The 15,965-nt window shown below is 72.4% G+C and carries 13 protein-coding genes; 6 read left to right on the top strand and 7 right to left on the bottom strand.

The window, feature by feature from the left end:
• The first annotated feature begins 40 nt into the window (after positions 1 to 40).
• Both AC2D9U_RS17620 and AC2D9U_RS17615 read left to right on the top strand, forming a co-directional pair.
• Entirely contained in the window at positions 41 to 583 is a 543-nt protein-coding gene (locus tag AC2D9U_RS17620) for a DUF1285 domain-containing protein (protein ID WP_484751485.1), read from the top strand.
• Positions 580 to 1,179 carry a CoA pyrophosphatase gene (locus AC2D9U_RS17615; protein ID WP_484751483.1) on the top strand — a complete coding sequence of 200 codons (600 nt, stop codon included), beginning with the start codon at positions 580 to 582 and terminating at the stop codon, positions 1,177 to 1,179. Before AC2D9U_RS17620 ends, AC2D9U_RS17615 begins: the two co-directional genes overlap by 4 nt.
• 166 nt (positions 1,180 to 1,345) lie before the next feature.
• Here AC2D9U_RS17615 and AC2D9U_RS17610 read toward each other — a convergent pair whose 3' ends face one another.
• Both AC2D9U_RS17610 and AC2D9U_RS17605 read right to left on the bottom strand, forming a co-directional pair.
• Positions 1,346 to 1,792 carry a MarR family winged helix-turn-helix transcriptional regulator gene (locus AC2D9U_RS17610; protein ID WP_484751481.1) on the bottom strand — a complete coding sequence of 149 codons (447 nt, stop codon included), beginning with the start codon at positions 1,790 to 1,792 and terminating at the stop codon, positions 1,346 to 1,348.
• Positions 1,789 to 2,895: an Acg family FMN-binding oxidoreductase gene (locus AC2D9U_RS17605; RefSeq protein WP_484751479.1), complete on the bottom strand. Its 1,107-nt coding sequence runs from the start codon at positions 2,893 to 2,895 to the stop codon at positions 1,789 to 1,791. Before AC2D9U_RS17605 ends, AC2D9U_RS17610 begins: the two co-directional genes overlap by 4 nt.
• A 135-nt stretch (positions 2,896 to 3,030) precedes the next feature.
• On the opposite strand from AC2D9U_RS17605, the gene AC2D9U_RS17600 reads away from it, so the two are divergent.
• Positions 3,031 to 4,263, top strand: coding sequence for an MFS transporter (locus tag AC2D9U_RS17600; RefSeq protein WP_484751478.1), 1,233 nt, complete (start codon positions 3,031 to 3,033; stop codon positions 4,261 to 4,263).
• A gap of 102 nt (positions 4,264 to 4,365) precedes the next feature.
• Here AC2D9U_RS17600 and AC2D9U_RS17595 read toward each other — a convergent pair whose 3' ends face one another.
• From AC2D9U_RS17595 to AC2D9U_RS17580, 4 genes are all read right to left on the bottom strand, one after another.
• On the bottom strand, positions 4,366 to 5,541 hold the full coding sequence (locus tag AC2D9U_RS17595; RefSeq protein WP_484751476.1) for a cupin domain-containing protein: 1,176 nt from the start codon (positions 5,539 to 5,541) through the stop codon (positions 4,366 to 4,368).
• Between the two features lie 7 nt (positions 5,542 to 5,548).
• The gene (locus tag AC2D9U_RS17590) at positions 5,549 to 6,073 is read right to left on the bottom strand and encodes a hypothetical protein (RefSeq protein WP_484751474.1); all 525 of its coding nucleotides are present in this window, start codon (positions 6,071 to 6,073) and stop codon (positions 5,549 to 5,551) included.
• An 81-nt stretch (positions 6,074 to 6,154) separates the two neighbouring features.
• Positions 6,155 to 6,580: an OmpA family protein gene (locus AC2D9U_RS17585; RefSeq protein ID WP_484751472.1), complete on the bottom strand. Its 426-nt coding sequence runs from the start codon at positions 6,578 to 6,580 to the stop codon at positions 6,155 to 6,157.
• Positions 6,577 to 7,797 carry a cupin domain-containing protein gene (locus tag AC2D9U_RS17580; protein ID WP_484751470.1) on the bottom strand — a complete coding sequence of 407 codons (1,221 nt, stop codon included), beginning with the start codon at positions 7,795 to 7,797 and terminating at the stop codon, positions 6,577 to 6,579. Before AC2D9U_RS17580 ends, AC2D9U_RS17585 begins: the two co-directional genes overlap by 4 nt.
• Before the next feature lie 92 nt (positions 7,798 to 7,889).
• Here AC2D9U_RS17580 and AC2D9U_RS17575 point away from each other — a divergent pair, with 92 nt between their 5' ends.
• Both AC2D9U_RS17575 and AC2D9U_RS17570 read left to right on the top strand, forming a co-directional pair.
• Positions 7,890 to 12,560, top strand: coding sequence for an NAD-glutamate dehydrogenase (locus AC2D9U_RS17575; protein WP_484751468.1), 4,671 nt, complete (start codon positions 7,890 to 7,892; stop codon positions 12,558 to 12,560).
• Entirely contained in the window at positions 12,557 to 13,801 is a 1,245-nt protein-coding gene (locus AC2D9U_RS17570; RefSeq protein WP_484751466.1) for an MFS transporter, read from the top strand. The genes AC2D9U_RS17575 and AC2D9U_RS17570 overlap by 4 nt, the downstream gene beginning before the upstream one ends.
• A gap of 166 nt (positions 13,802 to 13,967) precedes the next feature.
• On the opposite strand, the gene AC2D9U_RS17565 is transcribed toward AC2D9U_RS17570, so the two are convergent.
• Positions 13,968 to 14,666 carry a CBS domain-containing protein gene (locus AC2D9U_RS17565; RefSeq protein ID WP_484751464.1) on the bottom strand — a complete coding sequence of 233 codons (699 nt, stop codon included), beginning with the start codon at positions 14,664 to 14,666 and terminating at the stop codon, positions 13,968 to 13,970.
• Between the two features lie 167 nt (positions 14,667 to 14,833).
• Here AC2D9U_RS17565 and AC2D9U_RS17560 point away from each other — a divergent pair, with 167 nt between their 5' ends.
• Positions 14,834 to 15,811 (top strand): TAXI family TRAP transporter solute-binding subunit, encoded by a 978-nt coding sequence (locus tag AC2D9U_RS17560; RefSeq protein WP_484751462.1) that lies wholly within the window; start codon positions 14,834 to 14,836, stop codon positions 15,809 to 15,811.
• Positions 15,812 to 15,965: the final 154 nt, after the last annotated feature.

Genomic DNA, 15,965 nt, shown 5'->3' with positions numbered 1-15,965 from the left:
AGGGGCGACCCGTCGCCCCAGGCAGGGCGCGGGGGGCGGGATGCCCCGGCTGGTCCCGGAATGCGGCCATTTCTCCATGCGCATCGCCCGCGACGGCACCTGGCACTATCGCGGCAGCCCGATCGGGCGGAAGGAACTGGTCTGCCTCTTCGCCTCGGTGCTCAAGCGCGAGGCGGATGGCAGCTACTGGCTGGAAACCCCGGTCGAGCGCGGGCGGATCGAGGTGGATGACGCGCCCTTCGTCGCCGTCGAGATGTGGTGGCGCAATTGCGCCGACCCCTTCTCCCCCAATCCCGAGCCGCGGCAATGCCTGACCTTCCGCACCAACCTCGACGAAATGGTGACGGCCGACGCGCAGCACCCGATTCGCGTGGTGATCGACCCCAAATCGCGTGAGCCGCGCCCCTACATCACCGTCCGCCCGGGGCTGGAGGCGCGCATCAACCGCGCCGTCTTCTACGAACTCGTCGCCCTGGCCGAGCCCGAGACGGTCGATGGCAAGGCCCTGCTCGGCGTCTGGTCCGAGGGCGTGTTCTTCCCGATCGACGAGGTGCCCGCCGCGCAGCGCCAGGCGGCCGAGTGAGGCTGGGGCGGCAGGAGATCGCGGCGCGGCTGGCCGACCCCGCCGCGCTGGCCCGCGCGGTGCCGACCCTCTCCGACGATGCCGAGGCCGCGGCGGCGTCGGGCCGCCTCGTGGCGGCGGCGGTGCTGGTGCCGATCATCTGGCAGCCGGCCGGCCCGAGCGTGCTGCTGACGCTGCGCTCGCCGCGCCTGTCGTCCCATGCCGGGCAGGTGGCCTTCCCGGGGGGGCGGATGGAGCCCGGCGAAAGCCCCGAGCAGGCCGCGCTGCGCGAGGCGGCGGAAGAGGTGGGGCTCGACCCGGCCCTCACCACCCTCACCGGCGCGCTGCCGGAACACCTGACCGGGACGGGCTATCGCGTGACGCCGGTGATCGGCTTCCTCGACGGGCCGGTGCAGGTCACGCCCGATCCGGGCGAGGTCGCGGCGGTGTTCGAATTGCCGCTCGCCGTCGTGCTGGACCCCTCGGCCCCGCAGCGCCGCCGGGCGGAGCATCGCGGGCGGATGCGCGAATTCTGGGTCTGGCCGCATGAGGAACACCTGATCTGGGGCGCCACGGCCTCGATCCTGGTGAATCTGGCGCGGGTGCTGCGCGGGTAGCCCTAGGGCCTGTGGACAATTGGTTTACGGGCGCATCCGGCGGCGCTTTTTTGCGCTGGGTGCGTTGGCCATGCTCGCCGATGGATAGCCATCGGCTCCGCTGTCCGCCTTCCCAGCGCAAAAAATCCCTCGCCGGCCGCATCCCGGCCCCAACTGTCCGCAGGCCCTAAGCCTCATTGTCGCGCGCCGCGTCGAGCACGGCACGCAGCCGCCGCAGCAGGGGCATCGCCGCTTCGATCTCGGCCGGGGTGATGTCCGCGGCGATGGGCTTGATCGCGGCCTCCGCCGCCGCCACCGCCATGGCGCGCGCCGCCCGCCCGGCCTCGGTCAGGAATACCCGCTTGCCGCGCCCGTCCTGCGGGTCGGGCTCGGTGCGCACCAGGCCGCGCGCCTCGAGCTTCTGGATGGTGTTGGTCATCGCCGGGCGCTCGACCTGCACGGCCCGGGCGATGCGCGCGAGGCTGCGCCCGTCGCCCAGCCGCGTGAGGTGGTTGAGCACGACGAAGTGGGAGGCGCGCAGCCCATCCGGCAGGGCGCGTTCCAGCCGGTTGCGCGCAAGGTGCTCGATGATCGCCACCTCGTTCAGCAGGGCGAAGAGCGGCGGATCCTTCATGCCGGGCGAAGACGGGTCTCGACCGGCCAGCGCGGCGTCGGCGGCACGGCCGGGCCATAGCCGAGGCGCCCGAGCATCTGCGTGGTGCCGCCCTCGCCCAGCAGGGCCTGCGCCTCGCGATAGGGGCCGGCCATCTCGGGAAACTCCTGCAAGGCCTGGCTCACCGGGTGCAGCGACAGGCCGAGCCCGGTGGCGGCGAGGTTCACGCGCAGCCAGTCCCGCCCGGCGGCGAGCGCCTCGCTGCGGGTGTTGCCGGGTGTGGCAAGCCAAACATAGGCGGGCGTGGCCTCCAGCATGGTTCGATAGCGTTCCACCATCAGGGCGTAGCCGGGGCGGCCGGGAAGCATCGCTTCAGGCGTAATCTGCCCCGCAGCGACCGCCTGGTCGAGCCCGGGCCCATAGATGCTGATGCCATCCGGCTGCGCCGCCACGGCCGCGCGGCCCAGACGCATGAGGTCCACGCTCTCCTGATGCGCGGCCGGCGTTGCGGCCTCGATCTCCCAGGCGCGCCAGGCGAGATCCCGGATGGCGGCGACGCGCGCGGGCGCCGCCGTGCCGCCGAAGCGCACGCCCGGCCCGGCCGCGGCGGCGAGCGCGTGGAAGGCCTCGACCGGCACGGGCCGGGCCATGTCGAAGGGCCGCTTCACCGAGCGCCGCGCGGCGGCATGGGCGAAGAGCGGGTCGGGCGCGCCGCCGGGGGCGATGCGCATCAGCGCGATCGGCCGGCTGTCGAGCCGCGTACCGGGCTCGCCCTCAGGGAAGGGCGTGATCGTCGCGCGCAGCCCCTCGGCCGCGGTGGCGAGGCGGAACAACTCGGCGAAGCAGCCCAGCCCGATGGTGATCTGCCGGTCGAAGGGATCGGTCACGGGCAACAGGCGGGTGAGGTCGCAGCGCAGCACCACGGTGTCGGGCGCGGCGCGCGGCAGCTCCGCGATCCAGGGCTGGCGGTTGTGCGGGTTGGGCGCGAGCACCGCCCAGGCCAGGGCGCGGATGCGCGGGTCCGGATGCTGCGCCGCGGTGACGCTCTGGCCCTGGGCCGTCGTGGTCAGGGCCAGGCCGGCGGTGCCGGTGGCGCGTAGGAAGAGGCGGCGGGAGAGGGGCATCATCGGCTCCATATGTTCGACATCGAACAAAATAGTTCGACATTTAACATTAGGCAAGTGCCGATTGTGTGACCGCCCCCACGACAGCCCCGTCGAAGAGCGCTAGCCTCCGCCTCGGCAGGAAAGCGGACGCGCATGATGGATGCGGCACGGCGGCAGATCTGGTTCGTCAACGCGGCGCATGTCTTCACCCATTACGGGCTGCTGATCCTCGCCACCGCCGTGCTGGCCATGGTGCTGCAGGAACCCGAGGGCTTCGGGATCAGCTACGGGCCGATCCTGGCGCTCGGCACCACCATGTTCGTGATCTACGGCCTGGGCTCGCTGCCCATGGGCTGGCTGGCCGAGCGTGTTGGCCGGCCGGCGCTGATGGCGGCCTTCTTCCTCGGCACGGGGGGCGCCATGGTCGCCGCCGGCCTCGCGCCGGGGCCGCTCAGCCTGGCGGTGGCGCTCGGCGTGATGGGCGGGTTCAGCGCCATCTACCATCCGATCGGCACGGCCATGCTGGTGGATGCGGCCGGCGAGCGCGTGGGCGCGGCGATGGGCGTGAACGGCGCCTTCGGCAATCTCGGCGTCGCCCTGGCCCCGGCGGTGACGGCCTTCCTCGCCGCCACGCTGGGCTGGCGCTACGGCTTCATCATCCCGGGCGTGCTCTGCGCCCTGGTCGGCCTGCTCTATCTGCGCGAGGGCCCGGCCGACAGCGCCAAGGCGCGTGCCGCCGGCCGGCCCTTCCCAACGATCCCGCCGGCCATCGTCCGCCGCGCCGTGATCGTGCTGCTGCTGCTGGCCACCGTCAGCGGCTTCGTCTTCAACGCCTTCACCCTGCTGCTGCCCAAGCTGATGCAGGAGCGCCTGGCCGATGAACCCGCCCTGCTGCCCATCGTCGGTGCGTTGGCGCTGCTGGCCACACTTTGCGGCGGTGTCACGCAGTTCACCGTGGGCAGGCTGATCGACCGCAATACGCTCAAGCGCGTCTTCCTGCCGCTCGCCTGCGTGCAGATGCCGGGCTTCGCCCTGCTGTCCGTGCTGGAAGGCTGGGCGGTGCTGCCGCTGTCCGGCCTTCTGGCGGCGGCGATCTTCGGCCAGGTCACGGTGAACGAAACGATGACGGCGCGCTACGTGGCCCCCGCCCTGCGCGCGAAGCTCTACTCCATCCGCTTCTTCGTGGGCTTCCTCGGCGCGGCGGCGGCCAGCCCGGTGATCGCCTGGCTGCATGGCACGACGGGCGGCTTGGGTGCCGTGCTGCTGGTGCTGTCGGGCTTCGCGACCGTCACCTTCCTCTGCGCCCTGGCCTTCCCGGACCGGCGCGAGGAGCTCAGCCCCGAACGCTGGGCGGAGGCGATGCCCCGCGGCGTGCCGGCGGAGTAGCTAGAGCACGCTGCGTTCTCGTGAACGCAGCTCGTGCTCTGGAAGTTATTGAGTCTAGAGCAAGAAATGCGTTCAGATGTTTCCATCTGAACGCATATTGCTCTAGGCGGCCTGAACGAGGCCGAGCCGCAGGAGGCGCGTGCAGAAGTCGAGCGCGCCCTCGCCCAAGGCGGCGGGCGTCACACCCTCGGCCAGGGCTTCCACCCAACTGGCCTCGGTGTCGGTCAGCGTGATCGGTTCGCCCGCCCAGCGGAGGCTGGCGCCGCCTTCGGCTTCCGGCACCAGCGCATGCAGCACTTCGGGAACGAGGCGCAGCACGGTCTCCGGCGTCGGGTCTGTCACGAAGAGCCCGCGTCCGAGCAGCGCCGGGCGTTCCAGCGCCAGCCGGTCGAGCAGGGCCAGCGCCGTGCGCTCCAGCGCGGCGGGCTGGGCCAGCCGCGCGGCCAGGGGCTGCGCCAGGGCGGCGAGCGCGCCCGGCCCCTCGGCCAGGCGCCAGGTCGGGAAGGATTGGCGCAGCGCCGGATCCTCGCTCTCCAGCAGATCCACCGCGAGGCGCAGCACCGAGGCGAAGGAGGGCTCCATCAGCCCGATGGTGATGTGCAGGGACGGCTCGGTCCCCTCATGCGCCTGCGCGTCATGCAGCACGCCGCGCGGGACATAGAGCGTGTCGCCGGGCCGAAGGGTGAGGGATTCGGCTTCGCCCAGCGGTTCGACGCCGCCCTGCCAGGGGGTGCGGCGCGTCGGCTGCGGGAAGGGCTGGCCCGGCCAGATGCGCCAATGCTTCTCGCCCGTCACCTGCAGCACCAGCACGTCATGCGTGTCGTAATGCATGCGGAAGCCCTGCGCGCCCGGCGGGGTGAGGTAGATGTTGGCCTGGACCGGATGCAGGAAGACCTGCTCCAACCCCCGGCAGAAGCGCGCCAGCGCCGGGTGGATCTCATGGAATTGCGAGACGACGAGCGTCGCCCCCGCATCGAAGGCGGCAAACAGGCGCGGCAGGTCGGCGCGGCCATCCTCATGCAGGTAGTCGTCCTGCGGCACGGCGGCACTGCCCTGGCGCCGGCCCAGCGCCATCGACAGGCGCGGCGCGCGGGCAGCATCCGTGGCCAGGAAGGCGTCGAGATCCGCGATCGAGAGCAGCGGCTTGTGCCGCCCCGGATCGCGGCCGGGAAAGAGGCGGGAGAGCGCCGCCTCCCGCAAGGCGATGCCCTCTTCCACGGGCAGGTCGCCGAAGGCCTGGGTCCAGGCGGCCTCGGCCGGCGTGCCGCTGCTGCTCACGCGCGGCTCAGTAGCCGCGGCGGCCGCGGCCCGGGGCGTCGGAGGGGTCGGAATCGCTCACGCCGCTGCGGCGGACGCCGCCACGCCCATAGCCTGCCCCGTCGGAGGGATCGGAATCGCTGATGCCGGTGCGCACACGGTTGCTGCCGCGATAGCCGCCCCGTCCCCGGCCCGGGGCGTCGGAGGGGTCGGAATCGCTGATGCCGGTGGCGCGCTGGCCGCCGCGGCCATAGCCGGGCGCATCATTGGGGTCGCTGTCGCTGACACCGCTGCCGCGCTGCCCGCCACGGCCCTGGCCGGGCGCGTCCGAGGGGTCGCTGTCGCTGATGCCGGTGCCCCGGCGCACCTGTGCGGGGGCGTAGTAGACGGGCTGCTGCTGCGGCACGCAGGCCGCGGCCGCGCTGCCGGCACCGCCAAGGGCAGCCAGGCGCAACACGAACAGGCGCCGGCGCAAGGGCGGCTTGGCCTCGTCGGTCGCCACGGCCTCTGCGGCGGGCGTGATCTTCGTGGAGTCGTCCGTATCCTGAGCCATGGCCTGCTCCTCCCCTGACGATTCAGTCTGGACCAGCGATTGCGGCGCGCCCACGGCAGGGTGAGATAAATGACAAAAATTTCAGTTAAGCGACGGCATCACCACGATGGTCACGGCGCGGGCGAGGGGTTCGCGCTGCCGCCCGCTATAGGCGCCCACGCGGGCCTCGGCGCGGATGCGGTCGCGTTCGATGCGTTCCTGCGCCGAGAGCGCGGCCGCCACGGCGCGCGCGCGCTGTGCCGCCGTCTGGGTGCTGGTCGAGGCGCCGGCGGTGCGGTCGGCATGGCCGAGCACGCAGATGTTGCGCTCGGGTGCTTCCCGCGCGAGGGCCGCTGCCGCCGCCACGGCGCTGCGCCCGGCATCGCCCAGCCGCGTGCTGCCCTGGGCGAAGGGCACGGCGAAGACGTCATCTTCCAACTGCTCGGCACCGACGCAGGAAAAGGCGCGCGGCTGCGCCTGGGCGAGGCCAGGCCAGATGAGAATTGCTGCCAGCAGCAGCGCCCTCATGCCGCCGCCACCAGCAGGCCCGCGCTGCCCAGGCGCGCCAGCAGACCTTTTGCGTCGATGCCCGGATGCGCCGCGGCGAGTTCCGCGGCGGTCACGTCCGGCCGCGCGAGCAGCCAGGCGGCCGCCTCGGCCTCGGCCGGGGTGAGCGTCACCACCCCACCCGGCGCCTTCACCACCCACTCCGCGCCGCGCCGCACCGGCTTGGCACCGCCCGCGACGATGCGGAAGGCTTCCCCTTCCGTCGCCGGGCCGGCCGCAGCCGCGGCAATCCCGCGCGCCGCGAGCAGGTCGTAGCCGCCGCGCCCGAACCGGTAATTCGCCACGAACTGGCCCAGCACCTCCATCACCTTGGGGTCGCGGCAGAGCTCCGCCAGGCGCTGGCCGAGCAGCCCGGCACGCTGGGTGAGGGCGAATTTCGCCGGCACCGAGCCATCCTGGCGCGGCAGCGGCTTGCGGAACTCGGCATCGTAGAGAACGCGCTCGACCAGGATGTTCATCAAGTCCATGCCCAGCGGCGCATGCACCCCATAGGCGACGTGCACGCTGGCCTGCCCCTCGGCCAGGGCGTCGTGGTACCAGCCGCGCGGCAGGTAGAGCAGGTCGCCGGGCTTCATGCGCACCACCTCGCGCAGCGCCCCGCGCGCCTGGTCGTGATGCGCCTGGGGCTGGCCCTTGAAGACGGGGTGCGGGATGGGCCACTCGCCACGGCCTTCCCAGATGTTCCAGTCCTTCTCGCCCTCGACCTGCACGGCCCAGACGTCATGCGTGTCGTAATGGGTGCGGAACGCCTTGTGCGCCTGCCAGCTGATGTAGACATTGGCCTGCGCCTTCCCCAGCCCGGCATTCTCCAGCGCGGCGGAGATGCTGGCGAGGCCGGGGGTGAGGCTGTCCACGTCGTTCATCACGAGGCTGGCGCCCTTGGCGATCCAGCCCTGCACGAGCTTCGCGTCCGGCTGCATCACCGGCGTGCCGTCGCGGCTGGTCGCGCGGGTGCAGAACTGCTCGGCCGGCACCGTCACGCTGTCCAGCACCAGCTTGAGCGAGGTGCTGGTCCAGATATGCGTCATGTCCAGCAGCCGGTTGATCTGCCGCCAGGAGAGCACCTGCGCGAACTTCGCCGCGCCGCCCCGTATGTGCAACGGTGCCTTGTCATGGTGCTCGGCGAAGAAGCGCTCCGGCGTGACGGGCGCGAGCAGGGCGGCGAGGTCGTCGATCATGCGCGAATCCTAGCAGCAGAAACGCGGCCCGTGCAGCCGGTGCTTGCGGTGCGCGCCCCTCTGCCCGCACCCTGCGGGTAGAGGAGACCGCCATGACGCAAGCACCGAGCCCCGCCGATGGCGTGCGCGCCGAATTGTTCCGTGCGGCCGAGGCGGCGCTCACGCGCCTTGCCCCCGCCCTGCCGCCCCTGGCCGCCGATTTCCTGCGCCGGCTGCATGAGGCGGTGCCGACTGCCGAACTCGCCGCCACCGCGCCCGAGGCCCTGGCCGAGGCCGCCTCCAGCCTGTTCGGCTTCGCCCAGGCGCGCCGGCCGGGCGAGACCCGGCTGCGCGTGCTGCCGCCCGGCCCCGGGCGCGGCGCCCTGGCGGTCGTCGAGATCGTCACCGACGACATGCCCTTCCTGGTGGACAGCGCCCTGGCCGCGCTCGCCGTGCGCGGGCGGGCCGTGAAGCAGTTCCTGCACCCGATCATGCCGGTAACGCGCGACGCGGCCGGCCGGCTCGTCGCGCTGGGGGAGGGCGCGGCGGAGAGCATCATGCGCATCGCCATCGGCATCGGCGGCGCCGCCCTGCCAGGCACAGGCGGCCCGGCGCCGGCGGCGGACGAGCAGGAATGGGCGGCGGTGGAAGCGGCGCTGACCCGCGCCATGGCTGATGTGCGACGCGCGGTGACGGATTTCCGGCCCATGCTCGCCGCCCTCCAGGGGGCGGCGGTCGAGGCCGCGGGCGAATCGGAGCGCGCCTTCCTCCGCTGGCTGGCCGAGGACAATTACGTGCTGCTCGGCCATCGGCGCCTGGCCATCGAGGCAGGCCTCGTCAGCGTGGTGGCCGAGGAGAATCTCGGCCTGCTGCGCGATCCCGACCTGCCGGTATTCGACGCGCTGCGCGACCTGCCGCGCCTGCCCGATGCGGTGCGCCATGCGCTGGCGGGCTTCGCGACGATCACGGTGGCGAAGGCCAATATGCGCGCGACCGTGCATCGCCCGCAGCACGCCGATGTGGTGATCACCCCGATCCGCGACGGGCAGGGGAAGCTGGTCGGCTTCCGGCTGTTCCTCGGCCTCTTCTCGGCCGAGGCCTACAACCGCAACCCGCGCGCCATCCCGCTGTTGCGTGAGAAGGTCATGCGCGTGCTCGGCCTCGCCGGTGTCGAGCCCGACAGCCATGACGGGCGCGCCCTGCGCAACATCATCGAGACCTGGCCACGCGATGAGCTGTTCCAGGCGCCCGAGGGCGCGATCCTGGAGGGCTCGCGGCTGGCGCTCGATCTCTCCATCCGCCCGCGCAGCGCGCTGCTGCTGCGCCGCGATCCCTTCGAGCGCTTCGTCTCCGCCATCGCCTGGCTGCCGCGCGACCAGTTCGACACCGCGCTGCGCGCGCGCATCGGCGGGCTGCTGGCGCGTGCCTTCCACGGCCGGCTCTCGGCCTTCTACACGCTGCTGGGCGATGGCGCGCTGGCGCGCGTGCACTACGTGATCGGCACGACGCCGGGGCAGGTGCCGGCGGTCGATGACGCCACGCTCGAAGCCGCCATGGCCCAGGCCGCGCGCGGCTTCGGCGAGAGGCTGGAAGAGGCGTTGACGAAAGAGCGCGGGGAGGCCGATGGCGCGCGCGCGCTCGCCCGCTGGCGCGACGCCTTCCCGCCCGCCTATCGGCAATCCGAGAGCGCCGAGCAGGCGCTGGCCGACATCTTCCTCGCGCAGGAACTGACGCATGGCGGACGGGCGAAGGCCGCGCTCTCCCGCCCGCCCGGGGCGGATGCGCGCAGCCTCATGCTGCGCCTCGCCAATCCGGGCGGGCCGCTGCCGCTGGCCGACGCGCTGCCGCTGTTCGAAAGCCTCGACCTGCGCGCGATCGAGGAAGTGCCCTATCGGCTGGATCCGCTCGGCGGGCCGGTGGTGGTGCTGCATGTCTATCGCCTGGAGGCCCGCGCCGATTGCGACGAGGATGTCCTGTCCGACCTGACCGGCGCGCTGCATGCGCTGCTCGCCGGCCATGTCGAGGCCGATGGCTTCAATCGCCTCGTGCTGCGCGCCGGGCTGTCCTGGAAGGATTGCTGGCAGCTGCGCGCGATGTATCGCTGGCTGAAGCAGGTCGGCTTCCCCTTCGCGCAGGAGAGTGTGGAGGCCGCGCTCGCCGCCAACCCGCAGGCGGCGCAGCTGCTGATGGAGCTGTTCCATCTGCGCTTCGACCCGGCCATCACCGATCGCGATGAGACGCGGCTCGACGAGGCCTGGCGCATGCTGCTGGAGAGCGTCGCCAACCCCGATGAGGATCGCATCCTGTCGCGCCTGCGCGCCGTGCTGGATGCGATGCTGCGCACCAACTGGTATCAGGCGAAGCCCTACCTGTCCTTCAAGCTCGACAGCGCCCTGGCCGGTGACATGCCGGCACCGCGCCCCTATCGCGAGATCTTCGTGCATTCGCCGCGCATGGAAGGCTGCCATCTGCGTGCCGGCCCCGTCGCGCGCGGGGGGATCCGCTGGTCCGACCGGCGCGAGGATTTCCGCACCGAGATCCTGGGCCTGATGAAGGCGCAGCGCCTCAAGAACGTGGTGATCGTGCCGACGGGCGCGAAGGGCGGGTTCATCCTGAAGCATCCCCCGGCCGAGCGTGCCGCCTTCATGGAGGAAGGCATCGCGGTCTATCGCACGCTGATCCGCGGCATGCTCGACCTCACCGACAATCTGGCCGAGGACGGGGCGGTGGTGACGCCGTCGAACGTGGTGCCGCGCGACGGGGCGGATCCCTACATCGTCGCCGCCGCCGACAAGGGCACGGCGAGCTTCAGCGACATCGCCAACGGGCTCTCGGCCGAGTACGGCTTCTGGCTCGGCGACGCCTTCGCCTCCGGCGGCTCCGCCGGCTATGACCACAAGGGCATGGCCATCACCGCGCGCGGCGCCTGGGTGATGATCGATCGCCATTTCCAGGAACTGCGCGGCGCGGGCGTGCAGGAGGCGCCCTTCACCTGCGCCGGCGTGGGCGACATGTCGGGCGATGTCTTCGGCAATGGCCTGCTGCTGTCGAAGCAGACGCGCCTGCTCGCCGCCTTCGACCATCGCCACATCTTCCTCGACCCCGATCCGGACCCGGCGGTCTCCTACGCGGAACGCGCGCGGCTTTTCGCGCTGCCGCGGTCGAGCTGGGCGGATTACGAGGCGCGGCTGCTCTCCAAGGGCGGTGCGGTGCTGCCGCGCAACGCCAAGACCCTGCCGCTGAGCGAAGAGGCGCGCGCGCTGCTCGGCATCGCCGAGGAACGCGCCGAGCCGGCCGCGATCCTGCGCGCCATCCTCAGGCTGCCGGTCGACCTGCTCTATTTCGGCGGCATCGGCACCTATGTGAAATCCAGCACCGAAACGAATGCCGAGGCCGGCGACCGCGCCAATGACGCGATCCGCATCGACGGGCGGGAGCTGCGCGCGCGCATCGTGGGGGAGGGGGCGAATCTCGGCATGACCCAGGCCGGGCGGATCGAGGCGGCGCGGGGCGGCGTGCGGCTCAACACCGATGCGCTGGACAATTCCGCCGGCGTCTCGACCTCCGACCATGAGGTGAACATCAAGATCCTGCTCGCCGCGGCCGAGCGCGAGGGCGCGCTGACGCGCCAGCAGCGCGACTCGCTTCTGGCCGAGATGACGGAGGAAGTCGGCGAGCTTGTGCTGGCCGACAACCACGCCCAGTCGCTGGCGATCTCGCTGGAGGCGCTGCACGCGCCCGCCGACCTGCCCGCCCATGCCGCGCTGATCGAGCGGCTGGAACGGGAGGGGCTGCTCGACCGCGCCGTCGCGGGCCTGCCCGACGCCGCCGGGCTGCGCGCCCGCGCCGCAGCGGGGGAGGGCCTCACCCGCCCCGAACTCGCCGCGCTGCTGCCCTTCGGGAAGCTCTGGCTGACCGAGGCGGTGGAGGCGAGCGACCTGCCCGATGCGCCGGCCTTGGCGCCCTTGCTGGTCGCCTACTTCCCCTCTGCCCTGCGCACCCGCTTCGCGGCGCCGATCGCGCAGCACCGGCTGCGGCGCGAATTGGTGGCGATGAGCCTGGTCAATGGCGTGGCCAACCAGCTTGGCGTCGGGGCGCTGGCGCGCCTTGCCGGCGCGGGCGGTTCCGGCGCCGCCGTGGCGCGCGCCGCCTGGCTCGCTTCCAGCCTCTTCGGGCTCGAGGCCGCGGCCGCTGCGATCGATGCCGCGCCCGCCCCGGCGGCGACGCGGCTCGAGGCACTGGCCGGCCTTCGGCGGCTGCAGGAAGGGGCGGCGCGCGACCTGCTGCTGCTGACGGACGCGCCGCTGGAGGATGCGCTGGCCGCCCTCGCCCCGGGCATCGCTGCGCTGCTGGCGGCCGAGGCCGCGGCACCCGGCCCGGCGGCGCAGGCCCTGATCGCGGCCGGGCTGCCGGCCGGGGCGGCGGTGCTGGCCGCCGGTGCGGCGCGCCTCGCCGCCGCGCCGGCCATGGTGCGCCTGGCCGCCGAGGCCGGCGTGGCGCCCAACATCGCCGCCGCCGCCTGGGCCGCCACCGGCGAGGCCTATGCGCTGGAGGCGCTGCGCGCCGCCGCCGAGGCCGCGCCCGCCGCCACGCTGCTCACCGCGCGCGCCAAGGCCGAGGCGCTGACGAGCCTCGCTTCCCTGCAGGCGCGCCTTGCCCGCGCGAAGCTCGCGGGCCATGCGCCGCCGGCCGAGGCGGCCGCGCTGCTGGCCCGCGAGGCGGCGGCGGAGGGTGGGCTGGTCGCCATCGGCGTTGCACTGCGCAGCCTGATGGCCCTGCCATGACCAAACGCGCCTGGGCCTGGGCGCTGTATGACTGGGCGAACAGCAGCTTCCCCACCGTCGTCTCCACCTTCGTCATCGCCGCCTATTTCGCGCAGGGCATCGCTGCCGACCCGGCAACGGGCCAGGCGCAATGGGGCTGGATGCAGTCGGCGGCGGGGCTGTGCATCGCGCTGCTCTCGCCCTTCCTCGGCGCGGTCGCGGATGCGGGCGGGCGGCGGCGATTCATGCTCGGCCTCGCCACGGCACTCACGGCGCTGTTCACGGCGATGCTGTGGTTCGCCAAGCCGGACCCGGCCTTCGCCCTCTACGCGCTGACCTGCGTGGCGCTGGCCACCATCGCCTTCGAACTGGCCACCGTCTTCTACAACGCCATGCTGCCGGAGGTGGCGCAGCCCGGCGAGATCGGCCGCGTCTCGGGCTTCGGCTGGGGGCTGGGCTATGCGGGCGGGCTGGTCTGCCTCGCGCTGTGCCTGGTGCTGCTGGTGCAGCCCAACCCCTCCCTGTTCGGGCTGGACCGTGGCGAGGCCGAGCATGTGCGCGCCACAGCGCTGCTGGTCGCCCTCTGGCTGCTCGTCTTCGGCTGGCCGGTGCTGGTGGCGATGCCCGATCCGCCGGGCGAGCGGCCGCGCTGGGGGCTCGCCATCGCCCGCGGCCTGGCCGAGATCATCGCGGTGGTGAAGGCCCTGCCGCGCAACCCGGACCTCGCGCGCTTCATCATCGCGCGGCTGTTCTACACGGATGGGCTGAACACGCTCTTCGCCTTCGGCGCGATCTATGCGGCGGGCGTCTTCGGCATGGGCATCGACAAGATCCTGATCTTCGGGATCGCGATGAACGTCACCGCCGGCGCGGGGGCGGCGGGCTTCGCGCTGATCGAGGATCGCGTGGGGGCACGGCGCATGGTGGTGCTGGCCCTGGGCGCGATGATCCTGCTCGGCACGGGGCTGCTGCTCGCCACCGAGGAGATGTGGTTCTGGATCCTCGCCCTTGCGCTCGGCCTGTTCTTCGGCCCGGCCCAGGCGGCCAGCCGCAGCTTCATGGCGAAACTCGCCCCGCCGGGCGAGATGGCCGCGCATTTCGGGCTCTTCGCCCTGTCGGGGCGCATCACCGGCTTTCTCGGCCCCGCCGTGCTGGCGCTGGTCACCACCACGACGGGCAGCCAGCGCCTGGGCATGGCGACGGTGCTGGTCTTCCTCAGCCTCGGCGCGGCCATCCTGCTGACCGTGCGGGAGAGGAGATAGCGGCGCCGACACCGACGGCCACTTGCCGTGCCCGTCGGTGCGTTGTTGTGCGCCCTCAAGCGCCGGGCGCGGCCATCCGGCCGCTTGGCTTTCGCGCCATTTGGCGCGGCGCCCATTCGGGCGCTCGGCCCTGCGGGCCGCAGGCCGGAACTTCGTGCGCCTGGAATCACACCGTGGCGTAGAGGTAGGTCGGCATCGGCTGGGTGCTGTCGATCACGCCCTTCACGCCGGGCACGTTCTCGGCCAGCACGCGCAGGCCACGCTGCACCGCGGCCGAGCGCGAGAAGCCGTGATACTCCACCACCCCATCGGTGACGTTCACCATGGTGTAGAAGGTGTCCGCCCAGGGCTCCTTCTTCATCGCCGCCAGCACCGCCTTGCGGATGCGATCGTCGGACAGGGCGCCCGGCTCCTGCACCGGGCTCACCAGGGCGCGCAGCAGGTCGGCGCGGGAGACGAGGCCGCGCAGCCGAGCCTCCTCGATCACCAGCACGCGGCGGACGCCCTGCTCCTCCATCAGATGCGCGACTTCGGAGGCCAGCATGTCGGGGGCCACGCTGATCACGCTCTCCGTCATGATGTCGCGCGCCGTCACGCCATGGGTGCGGGCGTAGGTCTCGGCATCGCGGGCCTGGCTGCTGAACAGGCTGCCGAGCCAGGAGGCGGGCTTGTCCACCTCGCCGGCGAGGCGGCGGATGAGATCGGCCTCGGTGACCACCCCGAGCACGCTGCCCGTCGCATCCACCACCGGGACGGCGGAGATGCCGCGCTCGGAGAGCAGGCGCGCCATGGCGAGCACGGGGGTCTCGGGCGGGACGGTGACGACATCGGTGGTCATCAGGTCGCGGGCGCGGAGGTTGGTCATGCTGCATCTCCCTCATGCTTCGTTGGCACAGTGCTGGAAGACTAGGCCGTTGTCCGATCTTGGGCCTTGACCCAGGTCAATCGCGCAGGCGCGAGCGGGACCCTTCCGCCAGGGGCGCGTGGCCTGTATTCCTGACCCGTCCAAGAACACGGGAGGTCACGCAAACAATGACGACCATCATCAGCCGTCGCGCCCTGGGTGTGGGTGCCGCGCTGCTCGCAGCACCGGCCACGCTGCGCGCGCAGGCGACCACGCAGATGGCGATCGCCACGGGCACCACGGGCGGCGTCTACTATCCGCTGGGCGGGGCGCTGGCGAACTACCTCTCCCGCGGCATTCCCGGCATGTCGGCCACCGTCGAGGTCACCGGCGGGTCGGTGGCGAATTTCCAGCTGCTCGGCGCCGGGCGCGTCGGCATGCTGTTCGGCCAGGTGGACGCCGCGGTGGACGCCATCCGGGGTGCCGGGCCGTTCCGCGGCCGCACCGTGCCGGCGCGCGCCATCGCCGTGCTCTACACCAACCGCATGCAGGTGGTGACGACGGCCGCCACGGGCATCCGCTCCGTCGCCGACCTGCGCGGCAAGCGCGTCTCCACCGGCGCGCCCGGCTCGGCCACCGAGCTTTTCGCCTTCCGCGTCATCGCCGCGGCCGGGCTGGACCGCGAGCGTGATTTCCGCGCGCGGGAGCGTCTTTCGCCCGCCGAGAGCACCAACGCGATCAAGGACGGCAAGCTCGACGCCTATTTCTTCGTCTCCGGCGTGCCGACCTCCGCCATCACGGACCTCGCGGCCACGCCGGGCACCACCATCCATCTGGTGGACCACGCCGATCTGCACCAGCGCATCGTGGCCGAGAACGGCCCGGTCTACTTCCCCGAAGTGATCCCCGCCGGCACCTATCCGGGGCAGACCACGGACAACCGGCAGCTTTCGGTCGCCAATATCCTGGCGGTGCGCGAAGACATGAGCGCCGAGATGGTGACCAACATCCTGCGCATCACCTGGGAGAACCGCGCCGATTGGGCGCGCGTCCATGCCGAGGCGCGCAACTTCACCCTGGCCGGCCAGAAGACCGCCGCGGCGGGCATCCCCTGGCACCCGGCCGCCGAGGCCTTCTGGCGCTCCGCGGGCGCGACACTCGCGTGAGGGTGATGGGTCATGCAGGAGGACGCCGTCCCCCTGCACCCCCTGCCAGAGGGCCCGTGGGCCCGCTGGACTCCCTTCAGTGCGTGGCGAGGGAGAGGCACTTCGGCCCCTCCCTCGCCACGCATGAACGAATGGGTTCAAAGGGTCCACCGAC

The sequence above is a fragment of the Roseomonas sp. TF40 genome (genome assembly GCF_057219975.1).
This window is presented reverse-complemented; position numbering and strand designations above follow the sequence as displayed.

What these genes read in the sequence shown, in the direction of transcription:
- AC2D9U_RS17605 (WP_484751479.1), bottom strand. Translation starts at nt 2,895, where the DNA reads ATGCCCCTCTCCCGCCGCCTCTTCCTACGCGCCACCGGCACCGCCGGC.
- AC2D9U_RS17565 (WP_484751464.1), bottom strand. Translation starts at nt 14,666, where the DNA reads ATGACCAACCTCCGCGCCCGCGACCTGATGACCACCGATGTCGTCACC.
- AC2D9U_RS17560 (WP_484751462.1), top strand. Translation starts at nt 14,834, where the DNA reads ATGACGACCATCATCAGCCGTCGCGCCCTGGGTGTGGGTGCCGCGCTG.
- AC2D9U_RS17600 (WP_484751478.1), top strand. Translation starts at nt 3,031, where the DNA reads ATGATGGATGCGGCACGGCGGCAGATCTGGTTCGTCAACGCGGCGCAT.
- AC2D9U_RS17575 (WP_484751468.1), top strand. Translation starts at nt 7,890, where the DNA reads ATGACGCAAGCACCGAGCCCCGCCGATGGCGTGCGCGCCGAATTGTTC.
- AC2D9U_RS17620 (WP_484751485.1), top strand. Translation starts at nt 41, where the DNA reads ATGCCCCGGCTGGTCCCGGAATGCGGCCATTTCTCCATGCGCATCGCC.
- AC2D9U_RS17610 (WP_484751481.1), bottom strand. Translation starts at nt 1,792, where the DNA reads ATGAAGGATCCGCCGCTCTTCGCCCTGCTGAACGAGGTGGCGATCATC.
- AC2D9U_RS17590 (WP_484751474.1), bottom strand. Translation starts at nt 6,073, where the DNA reads ATGGCTCAGGATACGGACGACTCCACGAAGATCACGCCCGCCGCAGAG.
- AC2D9U_RS17580 (WP_484751470.1), bottom strand. Translation starts at nt 7,797, where the DNA reads ATGATCGACGACCTCGCCGCCCTGCTCGCGCCCGTCACGCCGGAGCGC.
- AC2D9U_RS17570 (WP_484751466.1), top strand. Translation starts at nt 12,557, where the DNA reads ATGACCAAACGCGCCTGGGCCTGGGCGCTGTATGACTGGGCGAACAGC.
- AC2D9U_RS17585 (WP_484751472.1), bottom strand. Translation starts at nt 6,580, where the DNA reads ATGAGGGCGCTGCTGCTGGCAGCAATTCTCATCTGGCCTGGCCTCGCC.